The organism is Gallaecimonas aegicerasi (assembly GCF_045291545.1).
Lineage (GTDB): Bacteria > Pseudomonadota > Gammaproteobacteria > Enterobacterales > Gallaecimonadaceae > Gallaecimonas.
Map to the genome: position 1 here is coordinate 103702 of NZ_CP149514.1, position 20297 is coordinate 123998.

18 protein-coding genes are annotated in these 20297 nt (G+C 55.3%); 9 read left to right on the plus strand and 9 right to left on the minus strand.

The features are described 5' to 3' along the window. Nucleotides 1-316: 316 nt before the first annotated feature. Nucleotides 317-1990: a TonB family protein gene (locus WDB70_RS00490; RefSeq protein ID WP_406665546.1), complete on the plus strand. Its 1674-nt coding sequence runs from the start codon at nucleotides 317-319 to the stop codon at nucleotides 1988-1990. 49 nt (nucleotides 1991-2039) lie between these two features. Here the strand turns inward: WDB70_RS00490 and WDB70_RS00495 are convergent, their stop codons facing one another. Continuing rightward, on the minus strand, nucleotides 2040-3413 hold the full coding sequence (locus WDB70_RS00495) for a TonB family protein (RefSeq protein ID WP_406665548.1): 1374 nt from the start codon (nucleotides 3411-3413) through the stop codon (nucleotides 2040-2042). 108 nt (nucleotides 3414-3521) lie between these two features. On the opposite strand from WDB70_RS00495, the gene WDB70_RS00500 reads away from it, so the two are divergent. Continuing rightward, a complete protein-coding gene (locus WDB70_RS00500; RefSeq protein ID WP_406665550.1) occupies nucleotides 3522-4517 on the plus strand; it encodes a GGDEF domain-containing protein in 996 nt (331 codons plus the stop codon). A 101-nt stretch (nucleotides 4518-4618) separates the two neighbouring features. Here WDB70_RS00500 and WDB70_RS00505 read toward each other — a convergent pair whose 3' ends face one another. Further along, nucleotides 4619-5623 carry a substrate-binding domain-containing protein gene (locus WDB70_RS00505; protein WP_406665552.1) on the minus strand — a complete coding sequence of 335 codons (1005 nt, stop codon included), beginning with the start codon at nucleotides 5621-5623 and terminating at the stop codon, nucleotides 4619-4621. Nucleotides 5624-5734: 111 nt separating this feature from the next. On the opposite strand from WDB70_RS00505, the gene glpE reads away from it, so the two are divergent. Together glpE and glpG are read left to right on the plus strand one after the other, a co-directional pair. Continuing rightward, entirely contained in the window at nucleotides 5735-6073 is a 339-nt protein-coding gene (gene glpE, locus WDB70_RS00510) for a thiosulfate sulfurtransferase GlpE (protein ID WP_406665554.1), read from the plus strand. Next, nucleotides 6039-6875, plus strand: coding sequence for a rhomboid family intramembrane serine protease GlpG (gene glpG / locus WDB70_RS00515; protein ID WP_406665557.1), 837 nt, complete (start codon nucleotides 6039-6041; stop codon nucleotides 6873-6875). Before glpE ends, glpG begins: the two co-directional genes overlap by 35 nt. Here the strand turns inward: glpG and WDB70_RS00520 are convergent. After that, the gene (locus WDB70_RS00520) at nucleotides 6869-7282 is read right to left on the minus strand and encodes a flagellar basal body-associated protein FliL (RefSeq protein WP_406665559.1); all 414 of its coding nucleotides are present in this window, start codon (nucleotides 7280-7282) and stop codon (nucleotides 6869-6871) included. The two genes, glpG and WDB70_RS00520, sit on opposite strands and share 7 nt — an antisense overlap. Nucleotides 7283-7388: 106 nt before the next feature. Between WDB70_RS00520 and WDB70_RS00525 the strand changes: the two genes are divergently transcribed. The 3 genes from WDB70_RS00525 (at nucleotide 7389) to WDB70_RS00535 (ending at nucleotide 9436) form a co-directional block, all read left to right on the plus strand. Continuing rightward, on the plus strand, nucleotides 7389-7895 hold the full coding sequence (locus WDB70_RS00525) for a chorismate--pyruvate lyase family protein (protein WP_406665561.1): 507 nt from the start codon (nucleotides 7389-7391) through the stop codon (nucleotides 7893-7895). Next, complete coding sequence (ubiA, locus tag WDB70_RS00530; RefSeq protein ID WP_406665563.1) at nucleotides 7892-8749, plus strand: 4-hydroxybenzoate octaprenyltransferase; 858 nt, start codon at nucleotides 7892-7894, stop codon at nucleotides 8747-8749. The genes WDB70_RS00525 and ubiA overlap by 4 nt, the downstream gene beginning before the upstream one ends. Before the next feature lie 87 nt (nucleotides 8750-8836). Next, the gene (locus tag WDB70_RS00535; RefSeq protein WP_406665565.1) at nucleotides 8837-9436 is read left to right on the plus strand and encodes a 2OG-Fe(II) oxygenase; all 600 of its coding nucleotides are present in this window, start codon (nucleotides 8837-8839) and stop codon (nucleotides 9434-9436) included. A 24-nt stretch (nucleotides 9437-9460) separates the two neighbouring features. Here the strand turns inward: WDB70_RS00535 and plsB are convergent, their stop codons facing one another. After that, the gene (gene plsB, locus WDB70_RS00540; protein ID WP_406665567.1) at nucleotides 9461-11911 is read right to left on the minus strand and encodes a glycerol-3-phosphate 1-O-acyltransferase PlsB; all 2451 of its coding nucleotides are present in this window, start codon (nucleotides 11909-11911) and stop codon (nucleotides 9461-9463) included. A gap of 97 nt (nucleotides 11912-12008) precedes the next feature. Between plsB and yvcK the strand changes: the two genes are divergently transcribed. Continuing rightward, the gene (yvcK, locus tag WDB70_RS00545) at nucleotides 12009-12935 is read left to right on the plus strand and encodes a uridine diphosphate-N-acetylglucosamine-binding protein YvcK (RefSeq protein ID WP_406665569.1); all 927 of its coding nucleotides are present in this window, start codon (nucleotides 12009-12011) and stop codon (nucleotides 12933-12935) included. A 118-nt stretch (nucleotides 12936-13053) separates the two neighbouring features. Beyond that, a complete protein-coding gene (gene lexA / locus WDB70_RS00550; RefSeq protein WP_406665570.1) occupies nucleotides 13054-13683 on the plus strand; it encodes a transcriptional repressor LexA in 630 nt (209 codons plus the stop codon). 66 nt (nucleotides 13684-13749) lie between these two features. Here lexA and WDB70_RS00555 read toward each other — a convergent pair whose 3' ends face one another. From WDB70_RS00555 to WDB70_RS00575, 5 genes are all read right to left on the minus strand, one after another. Beyond that, nucleotides 13750-15252, minus strand: coding sequence for a peptide MFS transporter (locus WDB70_RS00555; RefSeq protein WP_406665572.1), 1503 nt, complete (start codon nucleotides 15250-15252; stop codon nucleotides 13750-13752). A 228-nt stretch (nucleotides 15253-15480) separates the two neighbouring features. After that, nucleotides 15481-17511, minus strand: coding sequence for a TonB-dependent copper receptor (locus tag WDB70_RS00560; protein ID WP_406665574.1), 2031 nt, complete (start codon nucleotides 17509-17511; stop codon nucleotides 15481-15483). A gap of 82 nt (nucleotides 17512-17593) precedes the next feature. Further along, a complete protein-coding gene (locus tag WDB70_RS00565) occupies nucleotides 17594-18790 on the minus strand; it encodes an MFS transporter (protein WP_406665576.1) in 1197 nt (398 codons plus the stop codon). Between the two features lie 157 nt (nucleotides 18791-18947). Continuing rightward, a complete protein-coding gene (locus WDB70_RS00570) occupies nucleotides 18948-19313 on the minus strand; it encodes a Rieske (2Fe-2S) protein (RefSeq protein WP_406665578.1) in 366 nt (121 codons plus the stop codon). Between the two features lie 2 nt (nucleotides 19314-19315). Next, nucleotides 19316-20275, minus strand: a complete 960-nt coding sequence (locus tag WDB70_RS00575) for a polysaccharide deacetylase family protein (protein ID WP_406665580.1) — start codon at nucleotides 20273-20275, stop codon at nucleotides 19316-19318. Nucleotides 20276-20297: the final 22 nt, after the last annotated feature.

A 20297-nucleotide genomic window follows, 5' to 3' on the forward strand; every position in this document is an offset into this window, starting at 1 on the left:
GTGCCAAAGTTCATAACCACGCAACTCACCTACATTCTGCCTACAGCAACCATCGGCTTAATAGGTAGACACGCTTAAGCGTCCTTAGCCGTTTAATGGGGTAATTTAGTTATTTTGACTATTAGCTAGCAGCACCTCTTTGTCATAGTGCTGTTAGTTCATACGCGGCGGCCAGTATTTTTGCAGGTGGGTTATTGACTCAGTAGTTTGCTATACACCGGAGCCTGATTAAATTGCGCTTGAGCAAGCTCCTCTTTTCTTTCCCAAAGAAATTGGGTTAGGCTCAACTGTTCCAATTTGTTATCAAGGATGAAACATGCGTACCTTTATTCTGCTCTGTGGTGTTCTAGCAACAAGCCCCGCCCTTGCCAATTATAATGATGCTTTAAACGCATATCGTCAGCACGACTATCAAACTGCGCTGGCTGACTTTAAGGCATCAGCTATCCTTGGGCACCCACAGGCACAATTCAATTTTGGTGTCCTCTACTATCAAGGTCAAGGTGTAGAAAAAAGCCTTCCCCTCGCCTATGCCTGGTTCAAAGCTGCCGCCGACAATGGCATGAAAGAAGCCAAGGAAGCTGCTTTGCAAATTTTGTCAGCAATGCCAGCAGATCAGCGCCCACTAGCAACTAAGCGAGCCAATACAATTCTTGCGCTTTATGGCAAAAAAGCACTGACCGCGACGCTTTTTCCGCAGCTACGCCCTGGGCAGGATTCAACACAATCGTTAACTACACCGATCAAGCGCCAAAACCCCCATTACCCAGTACGAGCTGGGAAGAAAAACATCAGTGGTTATACCCAGGTTATGTTTGATGTTAACGAAGCCGGTGGTGTCGAAAATGTCCATATCATCGATGCTGTTCCTGCAGGTATTTTTAATAAAAGCGCTGTAAAGGCCATGTCGCACTGGCGTTATAGCCCCCCTGTTGATGCTCAGGGCAAACCCACTCGCGTTATAGGTCTGCGCGTTCGTTTAGATTACAAACTCGAAGGGGCTATTATTGATAGCCGGCGATTCAATGCCACCACAACTAAATTAGAAGCGCTGATAAAACAAGGTAATCCGGCGGCCCAGTACCAACTGGCTAAACTCTACGACTGGCGTAATGCAGTGGCCGAAGACTTTACCGTCAAGCCTCATACGGGAGATAAATTCAACGCACCAGCTCTCTCTCATTCACCACAAGACTTCAACACACCTAGTGGTATCAGTACGCCCAATTCACAAGTGCCTTACCAATGGCGTTGGCGTTTCACTCTTGATAAAAAGGGCCGTCCACAGCACATCTCCATGCTTCACGGAGTGAAGGCAAAATGGGATAAGGCCATTGAAGATGACCTACGTAAACGCCAGTTTGGTACTGAAGTACCGCCTAAACCACACCAGGTCTATGTCGCCAAATACAGTATTTTCAGACATGAAAATAAATTGCTTATCAGTCCTGCTTTTCGCCATAAAAATACCGAGGAGTTGTATATCGATGCGGCCAAAGGCGGTTTTGTCAAAGCACAGTACCAGTTAGGTAGTCAGCTTTTGCTTGGACAGGGCTACCAAGTGAGCCGGCAAAAGGGATTACGCTGGTTACAGATGGCGGCAATGCAGAATGATGCTGCAGCGCAAGAGGCCTTAGGCATAGCACTGGCTAATGGCAACGGGGTAAATGATGACTGGAAGAAAGCGCAAAAATGGCTGTCATTAGCGGCACAGCAAGGCCGTTGGCTGGCTAAGCGTGAACTGGCACAGTTGATTCTGAACCACCTGCCAAATAACCCGACTAATCTGGACGAAGCTACCAAGTTAGCCAATGAAGCCGCAGATAATCACGATGACCCCGTAACTTACGCTGTTCTAGGCAAGGCTTGGTCATTACAGCATAACGCGAAAAAAGCAGCGCATTATCGTAAAAAAGCCCGTGATGAAGCCAAAGACCGTGGTTGGGATATGAGCCGTTATAACGAAGTTCTCGCAGCTCGAAAACTCTGAACAGCAGCCTAAAAAACCGGCCTGATGGCCGGTTTTTTAGGCTGCATTACTATGGTGCCCTGTTAGCCTTCGCAGCTTGGTGAAGCGCGGTCAGCAACCGTTTTGCCGGCTGAAAACCCTGCGCTGCCGCCAGGTTCAGCCAGCGCTTGGCCTTTTTTGTATCCTGCTGATAATACACGCCACGCAACACCTTAACGCCCAGCTGGTATTGCGCTTCTTTGATGCCGCCTTGAGCGGCTTGAATAACCAGTTTATCGATGCGCGGCCAGTAATCATGTTTTGCCGGGCCTACGGATATCCGATCGTGCGCTGCATCTGTGGTAATGGCGGCAATATAACGGGCGCCGGGCGGTACGGTAGCTGTGGGGCTAAACTGATATTCTTTCAGCTCGCGGATAATGGCGTCACCCCAGCGGGTAGTGCTGTCACGGGTCAGCGCGACGTTAGTGGGGCGCCCGTTGGCATTGAGTGAAAATACCACACGCCACATCAATGGTGATTGGTCTTTGCCAGGGCGAACCACAACAGAGGGTTTGCGCCAGGCATATCGTGTTTGCTTTAAAGGGGGAGCCTGATAGGCCGCGTCGGGAGCGCCATTTAAACGCCACTTTGAGTGCATATTTTGCTTCCATTCCAGCATCCCGGCTAAGCGGTACTGGGCTACTGGATTACCTTGTTGGGCGTATTTACTCAGTTTGTCTTGTGAGGCTTTTATGCGTTGCTCATCGACACGCACGCCGTGCATGCGAAAGTCAAAAATCATATTCTTGCCATCATAACGCTGAGGCTTACCGTTGGCGTCTAGCGGTGGCGTAAAGCGCCACTGGCGAATAGCAGTAAGGGCAGCATGATTAAATACCTTCGCTGGCTCGGCATTGATCACCAGTACATTTTCCACCTGCCCGGCTTTGTTGATGTCAAAGTTCATGACCACAAAACCCACCTGCAATCGATCTGCGGCTGCCATCGGATAACGCGGTTCGACGCGCTTGATAGCTTTTGGAGGCTTAAGCCGAGGGGTCTTGTCAGCGGAGCCTTTGACCGGCAACAAGGTTTGCTGCAATGCTTTTTTACCATAGCGCTGTTTTAGCGCATAAGCGGCTTTAGCGGCGGCAGGCATGCGTGCCGGGGGCAGTTGGTTCAGCAGCTGGCCTTTAATAGCAGCAGCCCTGGCGTTACCGTTGTCGGCCGCTACACTCAACCAGGCGTACGACTGTATCAGGTCGGCTGTGGTGCCCTGGCCTTTGCCGTACATCAGCGCCAAATTAAATTGTGATTGTGCTTGGCCCAGTCTGGCTGTCTGTTGAAAGTCTTTAAAAGCTTTAGCGTACTGCTGATGCTGGTAGGCGACCAAAGCGGTGTTGTAAGTGGCTGAGGCGGGTAAAGAGAGTAAAGCTGCGGCGAGCATTACCACGTGGCGCATGTGTCATCCTTGAGAACAAATCGGAACAGTTAAGGCTAACCCAATCTTTTTGGGAAAGAAAAGACAAACTGGTTTAGGATAAACACAAAAGGAACAGATGTTGTCACTATGAGCCCAGTGTACGATCTCTTCAAAAGGACCTTGGGTTTGCTGAGCAAATACAAGCTCCCGCCAACACCTGAGCATTACAGCTTGTGGTACGTCTATGCCAGTGAGCAAAACCCTGAGTTAAATGATGCTGTTGATAAAACCCTGGCCAGTGACGATGCCATTTCACCGGCGTCAGCCGGGCTGTTGTATCAGGCGCATCTGGCCGACCGGCGCTGGCGTGACGCCCAGGCGCTCAATGACAGCTTACTGGCTCTGTCCAACGAACTAAGTTCTACCCTCAGTGATTCCAGCAATGATGCGGCGCAGTTTCACAAGCAACTGCGCAGCCGTTTTCAGCGCTTGGCTGATATTGATGAAGGTGGCACTGCGCTGGAACACTTGCTCGAAGAAGTACGCGCTCTGGTGCGTGACGCTAAAGACATGGAAGGCAGCACACTGTTTTTACAGCAACGCTTGAGTAGTGCCGAGCAGGAAGTGTCTAAGTTACGTGATGCTCTGGAGCGAAGCCGCGAGGATGCACTGGTTGACGTCCTGACCGGCCTTTATAATCGCCGCGCCTTTGATATGGAGCTGGCCGCCCGCCATGAGCCGGTTTCACTGATCCTGATGGATTTGGATCACTTTAAAAACGTCAATGACAGCTACGGCCATGTACTGGGTGACCAGGTACTCAAAGCCACTGCCCGTAAATTGGCGGAATTTGCCAAACATGGTGTACGAGCCTATCGCTTCGGTGGTGAAGAGTTCGCGATCATTTTGCCGGATAACCTGGCGGTCGCCCGGCGCCGTGCTGAAACGTTGCGCGGGTTAGTTGAGAAAGTGGTGGTGACTGACCGTCGTGCGGGCAAGAAAATCGGCAACATTACCGCCTCATTTGGTGTCGCCCATGGCAAGGGTGGTGCCAACGCCGTGCAGCTGGTGGAAGAGGCCGACCGCCAGCTTTATGAAGCCAAGAGGTTGGGCCGCAATCGCGTTATGCCGATGGCGATCTAGGCTGGTCCTGTTGTTCACGCGGCTGCGCCACGCAGCTGCGTTTATAGCAGGGGTGTAGCCCCCAGCGCAGCGCCCAGGCGTCGTAGCGTGCCAGTAGTCCCTTAAGCCAGGTCACGAACCGAACTCCGTTCAATCAGTTCCGGATGCAGAGTTAATACTTTGCTCTGCGGCTCTTCCTTATTCACTTTTGCCAGCAAAATCGCCGCGGCTTTTTGCCCCAACCGGTATTTAGGTTGATGGATGGTAGTCAGCGGTGGGCTGAAGTAATTGGCCATGGGTACATCATCGTAGCCGATCACAGACAAGTCGTCGGGTACCCGCTTACCATGCTGGTGGGCGGCACTGAGTACCCCCAGCGCCATGGGATCAGAAAATACAAACAAAGCGGTAGGCTGGGTCGGCTTGGCAAACAAGGCTTCGGCAGCGGCGTAACCACCTTCGGGCTCGAAGTCCCCCTCAATGATCCATTGCGGGTTCTCCTGTAGGCCGGCTTCCTGCATGGCCCGGCGAAAGCCCGCCAGGCGGTCAATGGTCAGGCTCTTGTCGGCCGGGCCGGTAATACAACCGATGGCCGTGTGACCTTTATCAATGAGGTGCCGGGTTGCCAGGTAACCCCCTTGCTCGGGGTTGTCATGAATGCGGTAAATATCACCTTGGGTATGTCCCCACTCCATCAACACCTGGGGCAGCTCGGGGTGAGTGCCGAGCAGGTTGTAAAGCTCCGACGCATCCTCAGAAAGCATCACCAAAATACCGTCCACACGTTTTTCAATCAGCATTTTCAGGCTGGCTTGCTGGCGCAGTGGATCGCCCCCTGAACTGCTTAAAATCAATGTATAGCCCTGGGCAGCACAGGTCTCTTCAACTCCCCGGATCACCTCGGCAAAAAACGGGTTGGTTGAAGTGGTCACCAGCATGCCCAGGGTACGGGTGCGGTTGACCTTAAGGCTGCGAGCTACCGCTGAGGGGGCGTAGTTCAGCTCCTTGATGGCCTGATAAACCCGCTCCTTGGTGGCTTCTGCCACAAAGCGCGTGCTGTTGAGCACATGAGAAACGGTAGAAATGCTGACGCCAGCTTTGTTGGCGACATCTTTAATGGTGGCCATGGATACATCCTGAGGGTGTTCTGGGTAAAGCTTAACCAAAAGCGTTGGCGAAGTTAACGAACAATGCCAAGAAAAGGGTATGCTAGAGCGGCATAACCAAAGAGGTATTGTATGGAGCAGTTCGCCCATATATCAATCGCTGATGCGTTTGAAAAGTTAAATGGTGGTCAGGTAAGGCTGGTGGATGTGCGTGATGAGGCTAGTTTTACGGCCGGGCACGTAGAAGGCGCTTTCCACCTGACAAACGGTACTCTCAGCCAGTTTATGGCCGAGGCTGACTTTGATACGCCGGTAATAGTTTGCTGCTATCACGGCATGTCCAGCCAGGGCGTGGCGCAGTATCTGATCCAGCAAGGGTTTGAAGAAGTTTACAGTCTAGACGGCGGTTTTGAAGCCTGGCGCAAGGTATATCCCTATGTCCGAGATCAGGAAGCTGGGTCCCTTTCCTGACCCACGGTTAGCGCAAGGCTTTGTTGATTACCTGCAAGGGCAGGGGTTGCGAGCCAGAATGCAACCGGCTGAAGGTGGTGTGGTCATTGAAGTGGCGCCGCCGCAGCCTGACTGGCTGGCGTCAGCCTGGCAGCAGTTTCTTGATGACCCAGGCCACCCCCGTTACCAGGCGGCCAGCTGGCAGTCACCGGCTACCGACCGGCCGGTTTTTCAGTACCAGAGTCAGATGCGTTCACTTCGCCACAGCGCCGGGCCCGTTACCTGGCTGGTGTTGGCTGCCTGTGTAGCAATTTACCTGTCGGCGCTACTGGGAATGCGGGGCCTTTATGATGCCTTGGCCTTCCCCCGGTCACTGGCCGCGGTGGATATCGGTAATGCCTATCGGCTCATTACCCCGGTACTGCTGCATTTTTCTGTGCTGCATATTCTCTTTAATCTGCTGTGGTGGTGGCAACTGGGCGGTATTTTGGAAAAACGCCTGGGCAGTGTGCACCTGCTGGCGTTGATGCTGGTCACTGGCTTTGCCGGCAATTTGGCGCAGTTTCTCGATACTGGCCCGGCTTTTGGTGGCTTGTCAGGGGTGGTCTACGGTTTGTTTGGTTACTTCTGGCTATCGGGGTTGGTTTATCCACAGCGCGGCATTGGCTTACCCAATGTGCTGGTGATTTTTATGCTGGCCTGGCTGGTTCTGGGGTTTGTTGGCTTGGGGCTGCCTATTGCCAATCAGGCCCATCTGTGGGGCCTGATTGCCGGCGCGGCTTTGGCGTTGGTGCCCTTTGCCGGACACAAAAAAGCTCAGTAATAGAGATATTTGGTAAACAGCAGGTCGTCGACGGTAGGATCGCCGGTTTCGGCTTGCAATAACTCCTGCACTGCCTTGAGGCAATCCTTACGGAGCTTCTCGCGACCAATCAGGGATTTGACCTGATCACCGGTACGGTCACCGATCAGCTGGATAATGGCATCACGCAGCAATGGTGCATGTAGCTCCAGTATTGCCAGCTTGGCCTTATTTTTGACCATCAACTGAACACTGACCCGCAAATACCCCAGATGTGGCTTGTCGCCCAGATAATTGGTGATGATATCCGGGTTCAATTCGTAGTAACCATACTCAGGTTGAGTCTGGGCCTTACTGTCGTCAGCCGCGTGGGCTGGAAGAGAAAAAAACGGCGAAAATAACAGCAATAACGGCAGCAGGTAGCGCATGGTATCCCTCACGGTGGCATCCCGCCTGATACTTTGCCAGCAAAGCGCTTGGCTCGCCAGTTATGGGTGCTATGATGGGGCACATTTTTCGTGACTATGACCGCTTATGTGGTGTGACTGGCCCTGGCAGCCAGCAGCCGATTACGCTGAACTGGAACCGTCGCTTGGTAGCTGGCTGCTTAGCCAAGACTCCATGACTCGCCGTTTGCGGGCCCACAGCCGCAGCTTTCACGTGCAGTTGCTGGCACAAGAGCCTGTATCAGAGCCATTGCCAAACTGGCTGGCGTTGCCGGCGCCAGTGGTGCAACGAACAGTATTGTTGCATGCCGACGCCAAGCCCTGCATCTTTGCCCAGACTTTGGGCAGTGCTGAAGCCTTGCGTCATTTGGGCGAACAGCCGCTGGGTGATCGGTTATTTGGTCAGGATGCCTGGCACCGCGGGCCATTGCTGTTGACCCAGGTAATGCCCGAGCAGTTACCTCGGGGGGTGGCAACAGCGCCGCTATGGGCTCGCTGTTCGGCTTTTCATCACCAAGACAAAGCACCGTTATGGGTCATGGAAGCCTTTCTTCCTGCTATTTTTCGGTTGCAACGGTCAACGACAACATCATGATCAACACCCTTAAACAGATGGCGCTGCTGATGCGCCTGGATAAACCCATCGGCTCGTTGCTGCTGTTCTGGCCGACCTTCTGGTCATTGATAATTGCCAGTAACGGCGCCCCTGATCCCTGGATCACACTGGTCTTTTTTGTTGGCGTGTTTTTGATGCGTTCGGCGGGCTGCGTCATTAATGATATTGCCGATCGCAAAGTGGACGGCCGGGTCAAGCGAACGGCCCAGCGGCCACTGGCAACCGGGGCGATCTCCACATCCGCCGCTGTTGGGCTGTTTGTCGTATTGTGCCTGGTGTCATTCGCACTGGTGCTGACCCTCAATACGCTGACCATTGAACTGAGTGTGGTGGCGCTGGCATTGGCTATTGCCTATCCGTTTATGAAGCGGGTCACTCACCTGCCACAACTGGTATTGGGGCTAGCATTCGGTTGGGGGATCCCGATGGCGGCAGCGGCGCAGTCTGGCCGTATTGACGCTTCTACATGGTGGTTGCTGGCCGCCAATGTGAGTTGGACCATCGCCTACGATACCTTTTATGCCATGGTTGATCGTGACGATGACCTGCGTATCGGCGTTAAGTCGACGGCCATTTTGTTTGGTCGTTTCGACCGGCTCATCACCGGCCTGCTGCAGCTGACAACCTTGCTGATCCTGCTCAAGGTTGGGGAAGTGGCAGCCTTGGGGTTGCCGTTTTATCTCAGCATCTTGGTGATGGGGGTGCTGTTCGTACACCAGCAGTGGTTGGTTCGTAATCGTGACCGCGGCGCCTGTTTCCAGGCTTTTTTGGCCAACAACTGGGCCGGCGCTGTAATTGCTATTGGCCTCTGGGCGGACTTCATGTTGCGCTAAGGCTTGTCGTTTCGATAAAGCTTTCGAATTGTTCGACAGCCCTGGGCGGTATACCGTGCAGGGCTTTTTTCATTTGGGAACGATGGCGTGACAGACCGCTTTGCTGAGGTAATTGACGGCTTGGTAGCACGGGGCTTTGTAGTCCTTCGTCACTGGCTGGATACGCCATTGCGTCAAGCGCTACGCAGTGAACTGCTGATCCGCAGTGACGAGCTGCAACGCAGTCGTATCGGCCGCCAGGATGATCACCAGCAGCGCCCGGACATTCGCAATGATCAGACGCTGTGGCTGAGCGGCCAGTCACTGCAACAACAGCAGTACCTGCAGCAGATGCAGGCACTGCAACAGGCGCTAAACCAACAGCTCTTTCTGGGCTTGAGAGATTTTGAGTGCCATTTTGCCCACTACCCGCCTGGGCATTTTTATCAAACCCATCTGGATGCCTTTCGGGGACAATCCAACCGGGTGGTTTCCTGCGTGGTGTACCTCAATGAAAGCTGGCCGACCGAGCAAGGGGGGGAGCTGGTGATCTACGATCACCAGCAGCAGCCGCTGGCGGTTGTCAAACCAGAGCCTGGCACGCTGGTGTGTTTTATGTCGGAAGACTTTCCCCATGAGGTGCGACCAAGCCCGGCGGACCGTTATTCCATTGCCGGCTGGTTTCGCCGTGACCGGCCCTTGTTATGAAAAAAGCCCCCAACGGGGCTTTTTTCATTGGCACTGACCGTCAGCGCAGAGCACATTACGAATGGTGTCAGCCACATCCGGGCTCAGCAGTGACAACACCAGCTCATCCAGCGCTTTGGCCTGCTCGGTAGCATGCAGGCTGCCACTGTCTTCACTAACCAGTGCACTGTCGCGCAAGGTGCCGATAAGGGCAGCAAACAGCTTCTTGTCGTAAAACTCCGGGGCATTGATACCGTGCAATGCCGATAGCCGTTCGGCCACAGCCTGAGCACGGCTTTCCAGTTCACTACGGCTGCTACTGTCACGGCGGCGCAGCAGTGTCAGCACAATGGCATAGCGCTGTAACGACTCACTAACCACTTCTGACAGCAGCACCAGTTTACGATAGCCGCTGTCAGCTGCCGCCACGGCGTGCCAATGCTCACCTTGCTGGTGGATAAGTCCCTGATTGGCAAAACAGGCCAGTAGCTGAAGCAAATAGTCTGCCAGCCGTGACTTTGACAACCCCATAAATAATTCGGCGCGCAATAATGGGTAGCAGGCGGCCAGGTGAGCATTGAGCTCGTCAGTGGTGGCAGGGCCGGCCAGCAGTAACCTGGCCAGCAGCGACGGCAGGGTATAGAGATGCAAAATGTTATTGCGGTAATAGGTCATGACGATGGCGCTGGTGTCATCCAGGCTGATGACCTCGCCCAACTCGTCACGGCTGTTAGTGAATTTTTCGCTGCTAAGGGCTTTAGCCAGCAGGGTGGCGCCGTCTTCTGTGGGTACCGTTACTTCCACAGAATAAGGCGCTTCGCGGGCGATACTCAGCAGCAGTTGCAGTTGCTGGGCCAGCAGATCACGGGCCAGGGCGCGGCGTTCACTGCACAGCAATGCCAGTGCCGTCAGGGTGACGCTATTTAGCGCGGCGGCATCGTTGATGCGGGTCAGCACTTCAACACTGAGCCGGTTAACTGCCGGGGTGAGCCAACTGGGCTTAGTGTCAGGTTGCTGACAGGCTTGCTGCCACTGCGGTACTGATTCACTGAGGTACTGGTGTAGGCTGATCGGCTGGCCGAAGTTGACAAAACCCTGGCCAAAATCCTGGCGCAGCGCTTTGATTGACGACTTAAACGCCTGCCAACCGGATTCCTTTTCCTTGGACTTACCGCGCAGCTCCTTCAGATAAGAGCCGACTTCCATCACATGTTCATAGCCGATGTAGACCGGCACCAGTGTGATTGGCCGGTGCGATGCCCGTAGCAGGCTCTGTACCGTCATCGCCAGCATGCCGGTTTTCGGTGGTAGCAGGCGGCCGGTACGGGAGCGCCCGCCTTCGGTGAAATACTCAACCGAATAGCCTTTGTCGAACAGGCTGAACAGATACTCGCGAAAGACCGTGGAGTAGAGCTTGTTACCCTTGAAACTGCGGCGCAGGAAAAAGGCGCCACCGCGGCGGAAAATTGGCCCGGCCGGGAAAAAGTTCAGGTTTACCCCGGCGGCAATGTGCGGTGGCACCATGCCCTGGTGATAAATCACGTACGACAGCAGCAGGTAATCCATGTGCGAGCGGTGGCAGGGCACAAAGACGATTTCATGGCCATCATGGGCCAGTTGGCGTACCCGTTCGGCATTACTGACCTGAATACCTCCGTAGATGCGGTTCCAGATCCAGGTCAACAACCGGTCCAGTCCCCGTACCAGGCCAGGGGAAAACTTGGCTGCAATTTCTTCAAGGTACTGGCGGGCGCGCTTTTCGGCGGCAGCTTCACCGTCTTTGTGGCTGCGGGCATCGTCTTCAATGGCCCGGCGTAGCGGTGCTGTTTTCAGCAGTGCTGCCAGCATGGATTCTCGATCCGGTAGCCGTGGCCCCGTCATCACCCGGCGCTGACGGGAAAAGTGCACTCGGGCCACCCGCGTCAGGGTATGGGGCAGATCCGGGTGGCGGCGCTGTTCCAGCAGCTCACGCAGCGCTACCGGACGGGCAAAGCGGATGAAGTTATCACGGCCATAGCGCAGTAATATCAAAGCCTTACGTAGCCAGGAAGGGGAGTCGTAATCTGACAGCAGGCTGCCCAGTAATGACGGGTTTTCGGCGCCCGGTTGGCGGCCCCAGAACAAGGACACCGGCAACAGTTGAATATTACTATCCGGATTTGCCTGTAACGCCTCCAGCACCTCGGCCAGTTGCGTCCGGAAATTGCCCCGGCGGCGGCGGCGGGTCAGCAAGCTGACCGGGCGGTCCAAAAACAGGCTGCGGGGCAGTACTTGACCCCCCAGAATCAGAGGCTCTGTCGGGTCGGGCAGCCCCAGTAACCGGCATTGCCGCTGCACCGCTAGCAGATCCGATACCGAGGCTGTCTTGAAGGTGTAGATAATCGGCAAGTCCGGGTTCAGGCCCAGTTCTTTAACAGGGTCCTGAGGTACCAGTTTGCTTTTAACCAGCAGTGAAACAGGCCATTTCAACGCCTGGATTAACGTCGTCGCTAGCACAGTAAAATTCCGGGAAAACGAGCCGGCGAGCTTAGCAGAAATCTTTGTCAAAGTCTTTGTGAGCGGGGTACTCTGGGGCATCACCCATCGGCTTTGAATGATCGTGCCAGAGTCTCTTTATCGCCCTTTACTGGCCAGCCTGGAACGCGTGGTCGCACTCGGCGGTGGCCATGGCTTGGGGCGAACACTGTCTGCCCTGAATTTTCTTGGCCCGCGTCTGACCGGGATTGTTGCCACCACTGACAACGGCGGCTCTACTGGCCGTTTGCGGCGCACCCGTGACTGCATTGCCTGGGGAGATGTGCGTAACTGCATCAACCAATTGGTACCGCAGGCCTCCACCGGCAGCCAGTTATTTGAGTACCGCTTCAGTGATGACGGTGAGCTGCGTGGCCACAACCTTGGCAATCTTATCCTGCTGGCGCTGGATGATCTTAGCGTCAGGCCGCTGGAAGCCATCAACCTGGTACGGCGGGTATTGCGGGTCAAATGTGAATTGCTGCCGATGACCGAAACACCGACCGATCTGCTGGCACACTGCCTAGCAGGGCAGCAACACCTGGGGGAACGGCAGCTGGATAACCTCACCCGGATGCCGGCCAGTGTCACCTTGCAACCGATGGTCAGCGCCACTCAGGAAGCTGTTGATGCTGTTGCTGAGGCTGATTTACTGCTGTTGGGGCCGGGGTCATTTTTGACATCGGTGTTGCCGCCTTTATTGTTGCCGGAGCTGGCTCAGGCGTTACGGGCCAGCCGGGCTCCGGTCGTGTGGATTGAAAACCTTGGCCGGGAAAACAGCCCGGTACGGCAACTGAGCGCCGGGCAGCGGTTGGCCTGGCTCGAGGAGCAGTTAGGTTTTATGCCGGTCGACTGGGTGCTGACCGAGCCGGGGCTCGATTGGCAGGGGTTGCCTGATGGCGTGCGGCAGTTACCAATGGCACTGGCCAGTGACGACATCAATTACCGCCATGATCGTCAGCACCTGGCCGACGGCTTGGAAAAAATCCTTCGTCTTTGTGGATAACTCTGTGGGTAATAATACATAAAGGCTGCGGCTTTATGGCTTTAACGCAGAGCTGTTGTTATCTGTCGGCAACTGTATATACTGACAGTTACTGTAGATAAAACCAGTTGAGGCCAGCATGCGCCCCCTGACACCTCGCCAAAAAGAAATTTTGGAATTAATCCGTGCCCGTATTCAGGAAAGCGGTATGCCGCCGACCCGGGCAGAAATTGCCAAAGAGTTGGGCTTTAAGTCTGCCAACGCGGCTGAAGAGCATCTCAAAGCACTGGCGCGCAAAGGGGTGATTGAAATTCTTGCCGGCACCTCCCGCGGCATTCGTTTGCTAGAGGATGGTTCTTTGCCGGCAGTGGAGCCGGAAGAAGCCGGGTTACCGCTGATTGGCCAAGTTGCCGCCGGTGAACCTATTCTGGCCACTGAGCATGTGGAATCTCACTACCAAATGGACCCGAACCTGTTTCACCCGAAAGCCGATTTCCTGCTGCGCGTAAAAGGCGAAAGCATGAAAGACATTGGCATAATGGATGGTGATTTGCTGGCGGTTCACCGTACTCAGCAGGCTCGCAATGGTCAGGTCGTGGTGGCCCGGGTGGAAGATGATGTCACCGTTAAGCGTCTTGACCAACATGGCCATAAACTGCGGCTCATTGCTGAAAACGCCGACTTTGCAGATATCGAAGTGGATTTACGGGAAACCCCGGTAACCATTGAAGGCCTGGCGGTGGGCGTTATTCGCAACAACAGCTTCTAACTAACGCATTGCGTATAAAAAAAACGCGCCGTACGGCGCGTTTTTTATTGGCTAGGTGCAACCAGCTTATACGGCTGCGCCTTTGGAGTGGGTATCCAGTTTCTTCAGGAAAGGTACCAGAATAATGGCTACCACTGCGCCTGCCAGCGCCACCCAGCCTAATTTCTGGAAGAGGTTGGTGTACAGCGGCAGGGTTTCCAGAGGGTTGGTGACGTTCTTCGGCACAGACGCGTAGTTCGCCACGATAGAGCCGAGGAACTGCGCCAGACCAGTTGCCAGCAACCAGGCACCCATCATCAGGCCGCGAAGGTTCGGTGCCACGTAGCGGGCCACCATGCCCAGACCCAAGCCAGAGATCAGCAGCTCACCTACAGACTGGAAGAAGTAGCCGCCGAGCATCCAGGCCGGAGAGACAAAGCCCTGGTCAGCAAAGTTACCGCTGATGGCATACAGGAAGAAACCCACCGCCAGCAGCACAAAACCCCAGGCGTACTTACTGGCCAGTGACGGATCTTTGTCTTTTTTACCCAGCGAGGCATACAGCCAGGCCAATACCGGGCTCATGACCGCGATCCAGAACGGGTTCAGTACCTGGAACTGTTCCGGCGGAATGTGAAAGCCCATTACATCCAGGTTGACGTTGTTCTTAGCAAACAGAGTCAAGGAGGTGGACATCTGCTGGTAGAACACGAAGAACAGAATGGTTTGCAAGGTCAGGATGACCATGGCAATCAGACCGCTGCGCTCATTGCTGTTGGCTTTGACCAGCAGGTAGACAAAGAAGCCCGCCAGGCCCCAGGCCGCAATTTGCACTACCAGGTTTGCCAGAGCGATGTTTTGGATAACCTGGCCAATCACCAGTGCCACAATCAGCGTGCCCAGCAGCACAGCCAGGATACGGCCCCAGTTAACCGGCTTGAAGTCAGGCTCTGAGCCGATGTGCTTGAGGTGTTTGCCCTGTACGATGAACTGCGCCACACCGAACACCAGGCCCAGACAGCAGACCAGGAAGGCCCAGTGCCAGCCGAAGTGCACACGGATGATAGGGGTCATCGCCTGGGACAGGAAAGCACCAAGGTTGATGGACATGTAATACATGGTGAAGGCGCCGTCGAGCTTGGACTCGTCGTCTTCATAGAGTTTGGCTACCAGGTTATTGGGGTTAGCTTTGAACAGACCATTACCAACAGCAATGACCCCCATGGAAAAGAACACCATGGCATGCGCGTATTGGCCGACAAAGTGATCCCATGGCACCGATAGCAAGCCATAGCCACCGGCCAGTACGATACCGCCGAGCAATGTGGTGCGGCGGGCGCCAAGGACTTTATCGCCAATCCAGCCACCGACTACCGGTGTCAGGTAAATCAGGGCGGCAAAAGCCCCCCAGGTGAGGTTGGCACGGCTATCTTCAAATCCCAGATAGTCGATAGCAAATACGACGATAAGAATTTGCATGCCGTAAAAACCGAAACGTTCCCACATTTCGATCATGAACAGGGCGATAAACGCCCGGCGTTTTTTGGCTTCTTCCGCCTTAATGGCGTCGAGGCTCACGGAATCTGTCATACAAGGCCCGATTGATTGACTGAAAAGACGCTAGTTTTATACCGATAATGAACAAGGGTTAAAAGGCCAGAACTATGATCAAGGCCGTGAAATGCGGATAAAGCACGTTCAAAGCAACGCTTGTCTTTTTAGTGTTAACTTAATGCAACTTTAATTAATCAATTTGATTTCATTTTTAAAACAAAAAAGGCCCGAAACGGGCCTTTGCGGGTTTCTAAGGAAAGTAACTTAAAAACGATAAGCAACTTGCGCCCAAGCGGTGCGGCCCGGTTCGTTGACACGTGTGGTTTGGTCAAAACCGGCAATGGCAGCACCGGCCCGAGACAGGTGCTCGGCATAGGTTTTGTCGAACAGGTTATCGACCCCAAGGCTGAGCTGCCAGTGTTCGGCTGGGCGCCAGTTGGCGTTTAACGAAAACACCCCGAAGCCGGCACTTTTACCAATATCGGTACCGATGACAGTGCCCTGGCCTACGGCGACCCGGTGCTGTGCCGCTACCAGCCGCCACAGGGCGCCAAAGGTCCAGTCATTCACTGCATAGTCAGTACCCAGACGCACTTCCAGCGGCGGCATTTGTGCCAGTGGGCGATGATCAGTCAGGTTCTGACCATGGCTGTAAGCCAGGCTGGCTTGCCATTGCCAGGCGTCAGTGAGCTTGTAACGGAGGCTGGCTTCACCACCGTAGTTTTCAGCATCGATGTTACGCACCAAAGAGGGGCTCATCATGCTGGCACTTTCAATCAGGATGAAATCATTGATGCGGCTGTAATACAGCGACACTTCCGCGCGCAGCGGCCCGCGCTGGCTGATCCAGCCCAGATCCAGCTGGGTGTTTTTCTCCGGTGCGGTGTAGAAGGCCGAGTCACTGTTTTCGCTGGCGCGGCTATTGCCAATGATCTCCCAGTAGTCAGGGAAGCGCTCGGCATGGCCGATACCGGCATACCAGGTGCTGTGTGCCGAGGTGGTTTCCAGACGTACAAAACCACTGGGCAGGTTGTCCTGACGTTCATCACCGTAGGTGGGGTTCATCAGGGTGGTCATCATGCCCGGCATCAGCATCATCCGCTGGTCCCAGGCCTGCCAGTGATCGAGGCGGGCGCCGCTGATCAGCCGGCGGTTGGCGGCCAGCTGGTAAGTCAGTTCGGCAAAGACACCACTTTGCTGAAACTTGCCGTCAGCCAGGCGCGGTTTGTCTTGGTAGGGCATCATCAGCGCATTCATGGTGCTGCGCTGACGATGTGCATTGTTCTTAGTATCCAGACCCACTTTGGCGCTTAAGCGCGGTGCCAGCGCTAGGTCGGCCTGAATGCGGCCACCGCGGGTGTAGCGATCAGGGTTAATGGCCATGGGGTGGGGCATCATCATCGACGGCGTGAAGGTACGCAGTGAATAGTTGTCCATGACATGGTCGATGTAGTTGAAAAACACCTGTGTTTCCAGGCGGGTCAGCCAGGAAGTCAGGTGGTCAACTCGTACTTTCAGGCCAAGGTTGGTGCGGTCGAACTTGGTGCCATCCATACCGCGGTCGGCATAGGCGGCTTCGCCATTACTGCGGCCAGCCGAAAGCATGACCAGGGTATCGTCGGTGGGGGTCCAGCCCAGCTCCGCATCGGTACTCCAGCGGTCGTAATGACTGTTAACTTCATTACCACTGCCATCACGGTAGTTGTCGGCCCGGGATTTGGTGGCGGCCAGGCGGGCAAATCCATCGCGATTGCCTGCGGTAATATCGGCACTGGCTTCCCGGCGGCCGTATTGTGCCACGGTGGCTGATACATCGCCGTAGGCGTCAGGGCCAGTGAAACGGCGGTTTTTCTTCTCAAACAGAACGGTTGCTGAGGCCGGGCCATACAACACGGACTCCGGGCCCTTGATCACTTTGATCTGGTCAAAGCTCTGTGGCGAGATGTAGGCCGTTGGCGGGTCCATACGGTTAGCGCAACCGCCCAGCAGTGTCTGGCCGTCCGTCAGAATGTTGATACGGGAGGCGCCCATGCCGCGAAACAGCGCTTCACTGCTGGCGCCGCCTTTACGGGCAATGGAAAAACCGGGAATGGTCTTCAGATAGTCAGCACCGTCGTGAGCGGGCAGCGGCTGCTGCGGGGCTTTCGGATCGGTGATCACCACACCGGGCTGTTCCATGCCGGCGCTGGTGACAACAATGTGTTCAAGATCATTTTTCAGTGGGCTGGCCGGTGCGGCATCCTGTGCCATGGCCGGGGCGGCGACAAGCGCCAGCAGAGGTAAGTGTTTTTTCATGTCATTGCTACTGTTGTTACTGTGCGCGTATTCTCCTCCTCCTGTACAGCGCCAGGCCATGTGGCATATTGTCGCAGCTGCTTCAGCGCCGCTGTCGCCAGCCGTAATAACCGGCGATCAAAGCCGCGCCCACGCCGCCCATTGCTCCCACCAGCAGCCCCCAGCGGGCACCAAAATGGTCCACAACCCAACCCACCAAAGGTCCGGTTAGCGGTTGTCCCCCCATGGCCACGGCCATGAACAGAGCCATTACGCGACCTCGCATGTGAGGTGCTGTTGCCAGCTGTACACGGCTGTTCGCTGTGATCAAAAAAGTTTGAGCAGCCAGGCCAATCAATATCAGGATCAGGCAAAACAGCAGCAGGGTCGGGCTGGCCGCGGCGCTGAGCATGGCCAGAGCAAAACTGCTGCTGGCAACCAGCAATAGCCCCAGCGTTGGGGCTTCGCGCCGAGCAGCCAGCACGGCGCCACTGATGGTGCCCAACGCCAACATGGATGTCATCAGCCCGTACTGGCTGGCGCCACCATGGAAGACCAGCGTCGACATAGTGGCAATGTAAATGGGCAGGTTTAGGCCAACACTGCCCATCAACGCCACCATAAGTACGGTGCTGAGTAAGACTTTGTTGTGCCAGACGTAAGGAAAAGCCGCCCACAGAGTCTGGCGCTGGCCATGGTGGTTCCGGTGTAATTCCTTGGCCGGCATGTTGGCCAGTATCAATAGCAACGGCAAAAAGGACAGGCCGTTAACGATGAAGATCCAGCCGGTACCGACAGCAGCAATCAAGACCCCTGCGGCAGCCGGGCCTATCATCCGGGCGCTGTTAAACGACATGGAGTTTAAGGCAACAGCGTTACTGAGCCGAGCTTCACCCACCATTTCAGCGACGAAGGATTGGCGTACCGGTGAGTCAAAAGCGGTGCAACAGCCCAGTAAGAAAGCAAATAGGTAAGCATGCCAGAGCGCAACGCTGCCGGTGACGACCAGTAGGCCAAGGAGCATTGCCAGTAACGCCATACTGCCTTGAGTCAGCATCAGCAGTTTGCGTCGGTCAATGCGGTCAGCAGCCAGGCCAGTAAAAGGTAACAGTAACAGCGGTGGCAAAAACTGCAGGGCTGTGACAATCCCCAGTGCCGTTGCACTGTGTTGCGTCAGCTCGGTCAGTACCAGCCAGTCCTGAGCGGTGCGCTGCATCCAGGTGCCGATATTGGATGGCAGGCCAGTCAGAGTGTAGTGACGAAAGTGGCGGTTATGCAGTGAGCGAAAAGTGCCAGCCATGCTCAGTTTACCGGTCGCAGACGTTGACCGCTCACCGGCTGCTGCCAGCAGCTAGCCATGGCAAAGAGTGATCGGATACTCATTGTCACAGCATAAAAATTACCCCGGCCAATTACAAAGCCTACCGGGGTAATTCACTGTTACGGTTCTTATCTGTTCAGGCGGTTAGCACCTGGCCGTCGGCAAGTTTTACCGGTACCGCTTGCAGGTAATGGCCGCGGCACGGGCCCGCTGAGCAAAGGCCGCTATCCATGGAAAAAAGCGCGCCGTGTTTAGCACAGATGATCTGATCGCCAGCCTTGGTCAAAAAGTCATTGGGGGCGGCATTCAGAGGCACCTGCATGTGCGGGCAGCGATTGACAAAGGCGCTGACCTGCTGGTCACGGCGCGTCACGAAAATCGACAAGACTTCGCCACCCGGGCTTTCAAAATAAAAACCTCTGGCACCCGGGTTGGCAATATCATCCAGGGCGCACAGCGGGTAACCGGCCTTAAGGCGGGTAAACGGTGTAGGCTTATTCATGTTCAGTCCAGTGGCTGGCCAGAGAGCCAGGGTTGTGACCACCAGTAGTAACGATGTGGCTGGCTGCGGCTAAGCGCGGTGCAGTTTACCCGCGACCGTCCGGGTGGCAGTTCGATGGGCGGCAGGGTAACAGTTTCGCCGTTAATGTGAATATCCACCCGGTTGCCGAGAAAGTAACAGGCAAAGCGGTCCATTCGCACATCTTGGTCGTGAATCGTCAGGGTTAGCGCAGGCGACAGCTCCCCTGTTTGCACCATATTGGTGTCACTGCTGGTCAGCGGCATGGCCAGGCTACGTAACTTGGTGGTCAGGGTTTCCAGATTGGCGTAACGACCGGCAGCAGGGAAGCGGGGCAAGGCGGTCAGGCTGGCGTAGGAACCGCTGGCTCCGGATTGTTGGCCGAAGGCAACGTAACCGAGCTGCTGGGCCAGTTTTTCCAGAGCCGGGCTGTACTCCCCGTAGGGCCAGGCCAGCCATTTCTGCATACCGGGTAGTTGGCCATCGACAATACTCTGGCGGGCCTGTGCCAGCGGTAAGGTCGTCAGGTGTTGGTGGCTGGCCGTGTGGTTAGCAAAGGTCACGCCTGGTAGTGCCTTGAGGGTAGCCAGAGACATCATGCCATGGTGGCCAAGGCGGTCACGGTTCACAAACACCGTGAACGGGTAACCGTATTTTGCCAACAGTGGTGCGGCGTTGTCGGCAATATCCTGGTAGCCATCATCAAAAGTAATGGCGACGCTGAAAGGGGGCAGGGTTGTTTTACCCTGCGCCTCGGCAATGGCGTCGGCCAGCGCTACTACGTGAAAGCCATGGTCATGCAGGTACTGCAAGTGTGAGGCAAAGACCTTGGGTGTGGTCGTGGTGCTCGGTGGGGTATCGGTCGCGACATGATGATACAGCAGGATAACCGCTGCCCGGGTGGGCAGGGTTATCACCAGCAGCAGCAAAAACAGCAAGCGCATGGTGTCTCCACGGGCCGCCGGG

Coding starts and splice junctions, on each gene's coding strand:
- WDB70_RS00490 (WP_406665546.1), top strand. CDS start 317: ATGCGTACCTTTATTCTGCTCTGTGGTGTTCTAGCAACAAGCCCCGCC.
- WDB70_RS00495 (WP_406665548.1), bottom strand. CDS start 3,413: ATGCGCCACGTGGTAATGCTCGCCGCAGCTTTACTCTCTTTACCCGCC.
- WDB70_RS00500 (WP_406665550.1), top strand. CDS start 3,522: ATGAGCCCAGTGTACGATCTCTTCAAAAGGACCTTGGGTTTGCTGAGC.
- WDB70_RS00505 (WP_406665552.1), bottom strand. CDS start 5,623: ATGGCCACCATTAAAGATGTCGCCAACAAAGCTGGCGTCAGCATTTCT.
- glpE (WP_406665554.1), top strand. CDS start 5,735: ATGGAGCAGTTCGCCCATATATCAATCGCTGATGCGTTTGAAAAGTTA.
- glpG (WP_406665557.1), top strand. CDS start 6,039: ATGTCCGAGATCAGGAAGCTGGGTCCCTTTCCTGACCCACGGTTAGCG.
- WDB70_RS00520 (WP_406665559.1), bottom strand. CDS start 7,282: ATGCGCTACCTGCTGCCGTTATTGCTGTTATTTTCGCCGTTTTTTTCT.
- WDB70_RS00525 (WP_406665561.1), top strand. CDS start 7,389: ATGTGGTGTGACTGGCCCTGGCAGCCAGCAGCCGATTACGCTGAACTG.
- ubiA (WP_406665563.1), top strand. CDS start 7,892: ATGATCAACACCCTTAAACAGATGGCGCTGCTGATGCGCCTGGATAAA.
- yvcK (WP_406665569.1), top strand. CDS start 12,009: ATGATCGTGCCAGAGTCTCTTTATCGCCCTTTACTGGCCAGCCTGGAA.
- lexA (WP_406665570.1), top strand. CDS start 13,054: ATGCGCCCCCTGACACCTCGCCAAAAAGAAATTTTGGAATTAATCCGT.
- WDB70_RS00555 (WP_406665572.1), bottom strand. CDS start 15,252: ATGACAGATTCCGTGAGCCTCGACGCCATTAAGGCGGAAGAAGCCAAA.
- WDB70_RS00560 (WP_406665574.1), bottom strand. CDS start 17,511: ATGAAAAAACACTTACCTCTGCTGGCGCTTGTCGCCGCCCCGGCCATG.
- WDB70_RS00565 (WP_406665576.1), bottom strand. CDS start 18,790: ATGGCTGGCACTTTTCGCTCACTGCATAACCGCCACTTTCGTCACTAC.
- WDB70_RS00570 (WP_406665578.1), bottom strand. CDS start 19,313: ATGAATAAGCCTACACCGTTTACCCGCCTTAAGGCCGGTTACCCGCTG.
- WDB70_RS00575 (WP_406665580.1), bottom strand. CDS start 20,275: ATGCGCTTGCTGTTTTTGCTGCTGCTGGTGATAACCCTGCCCACCCGG.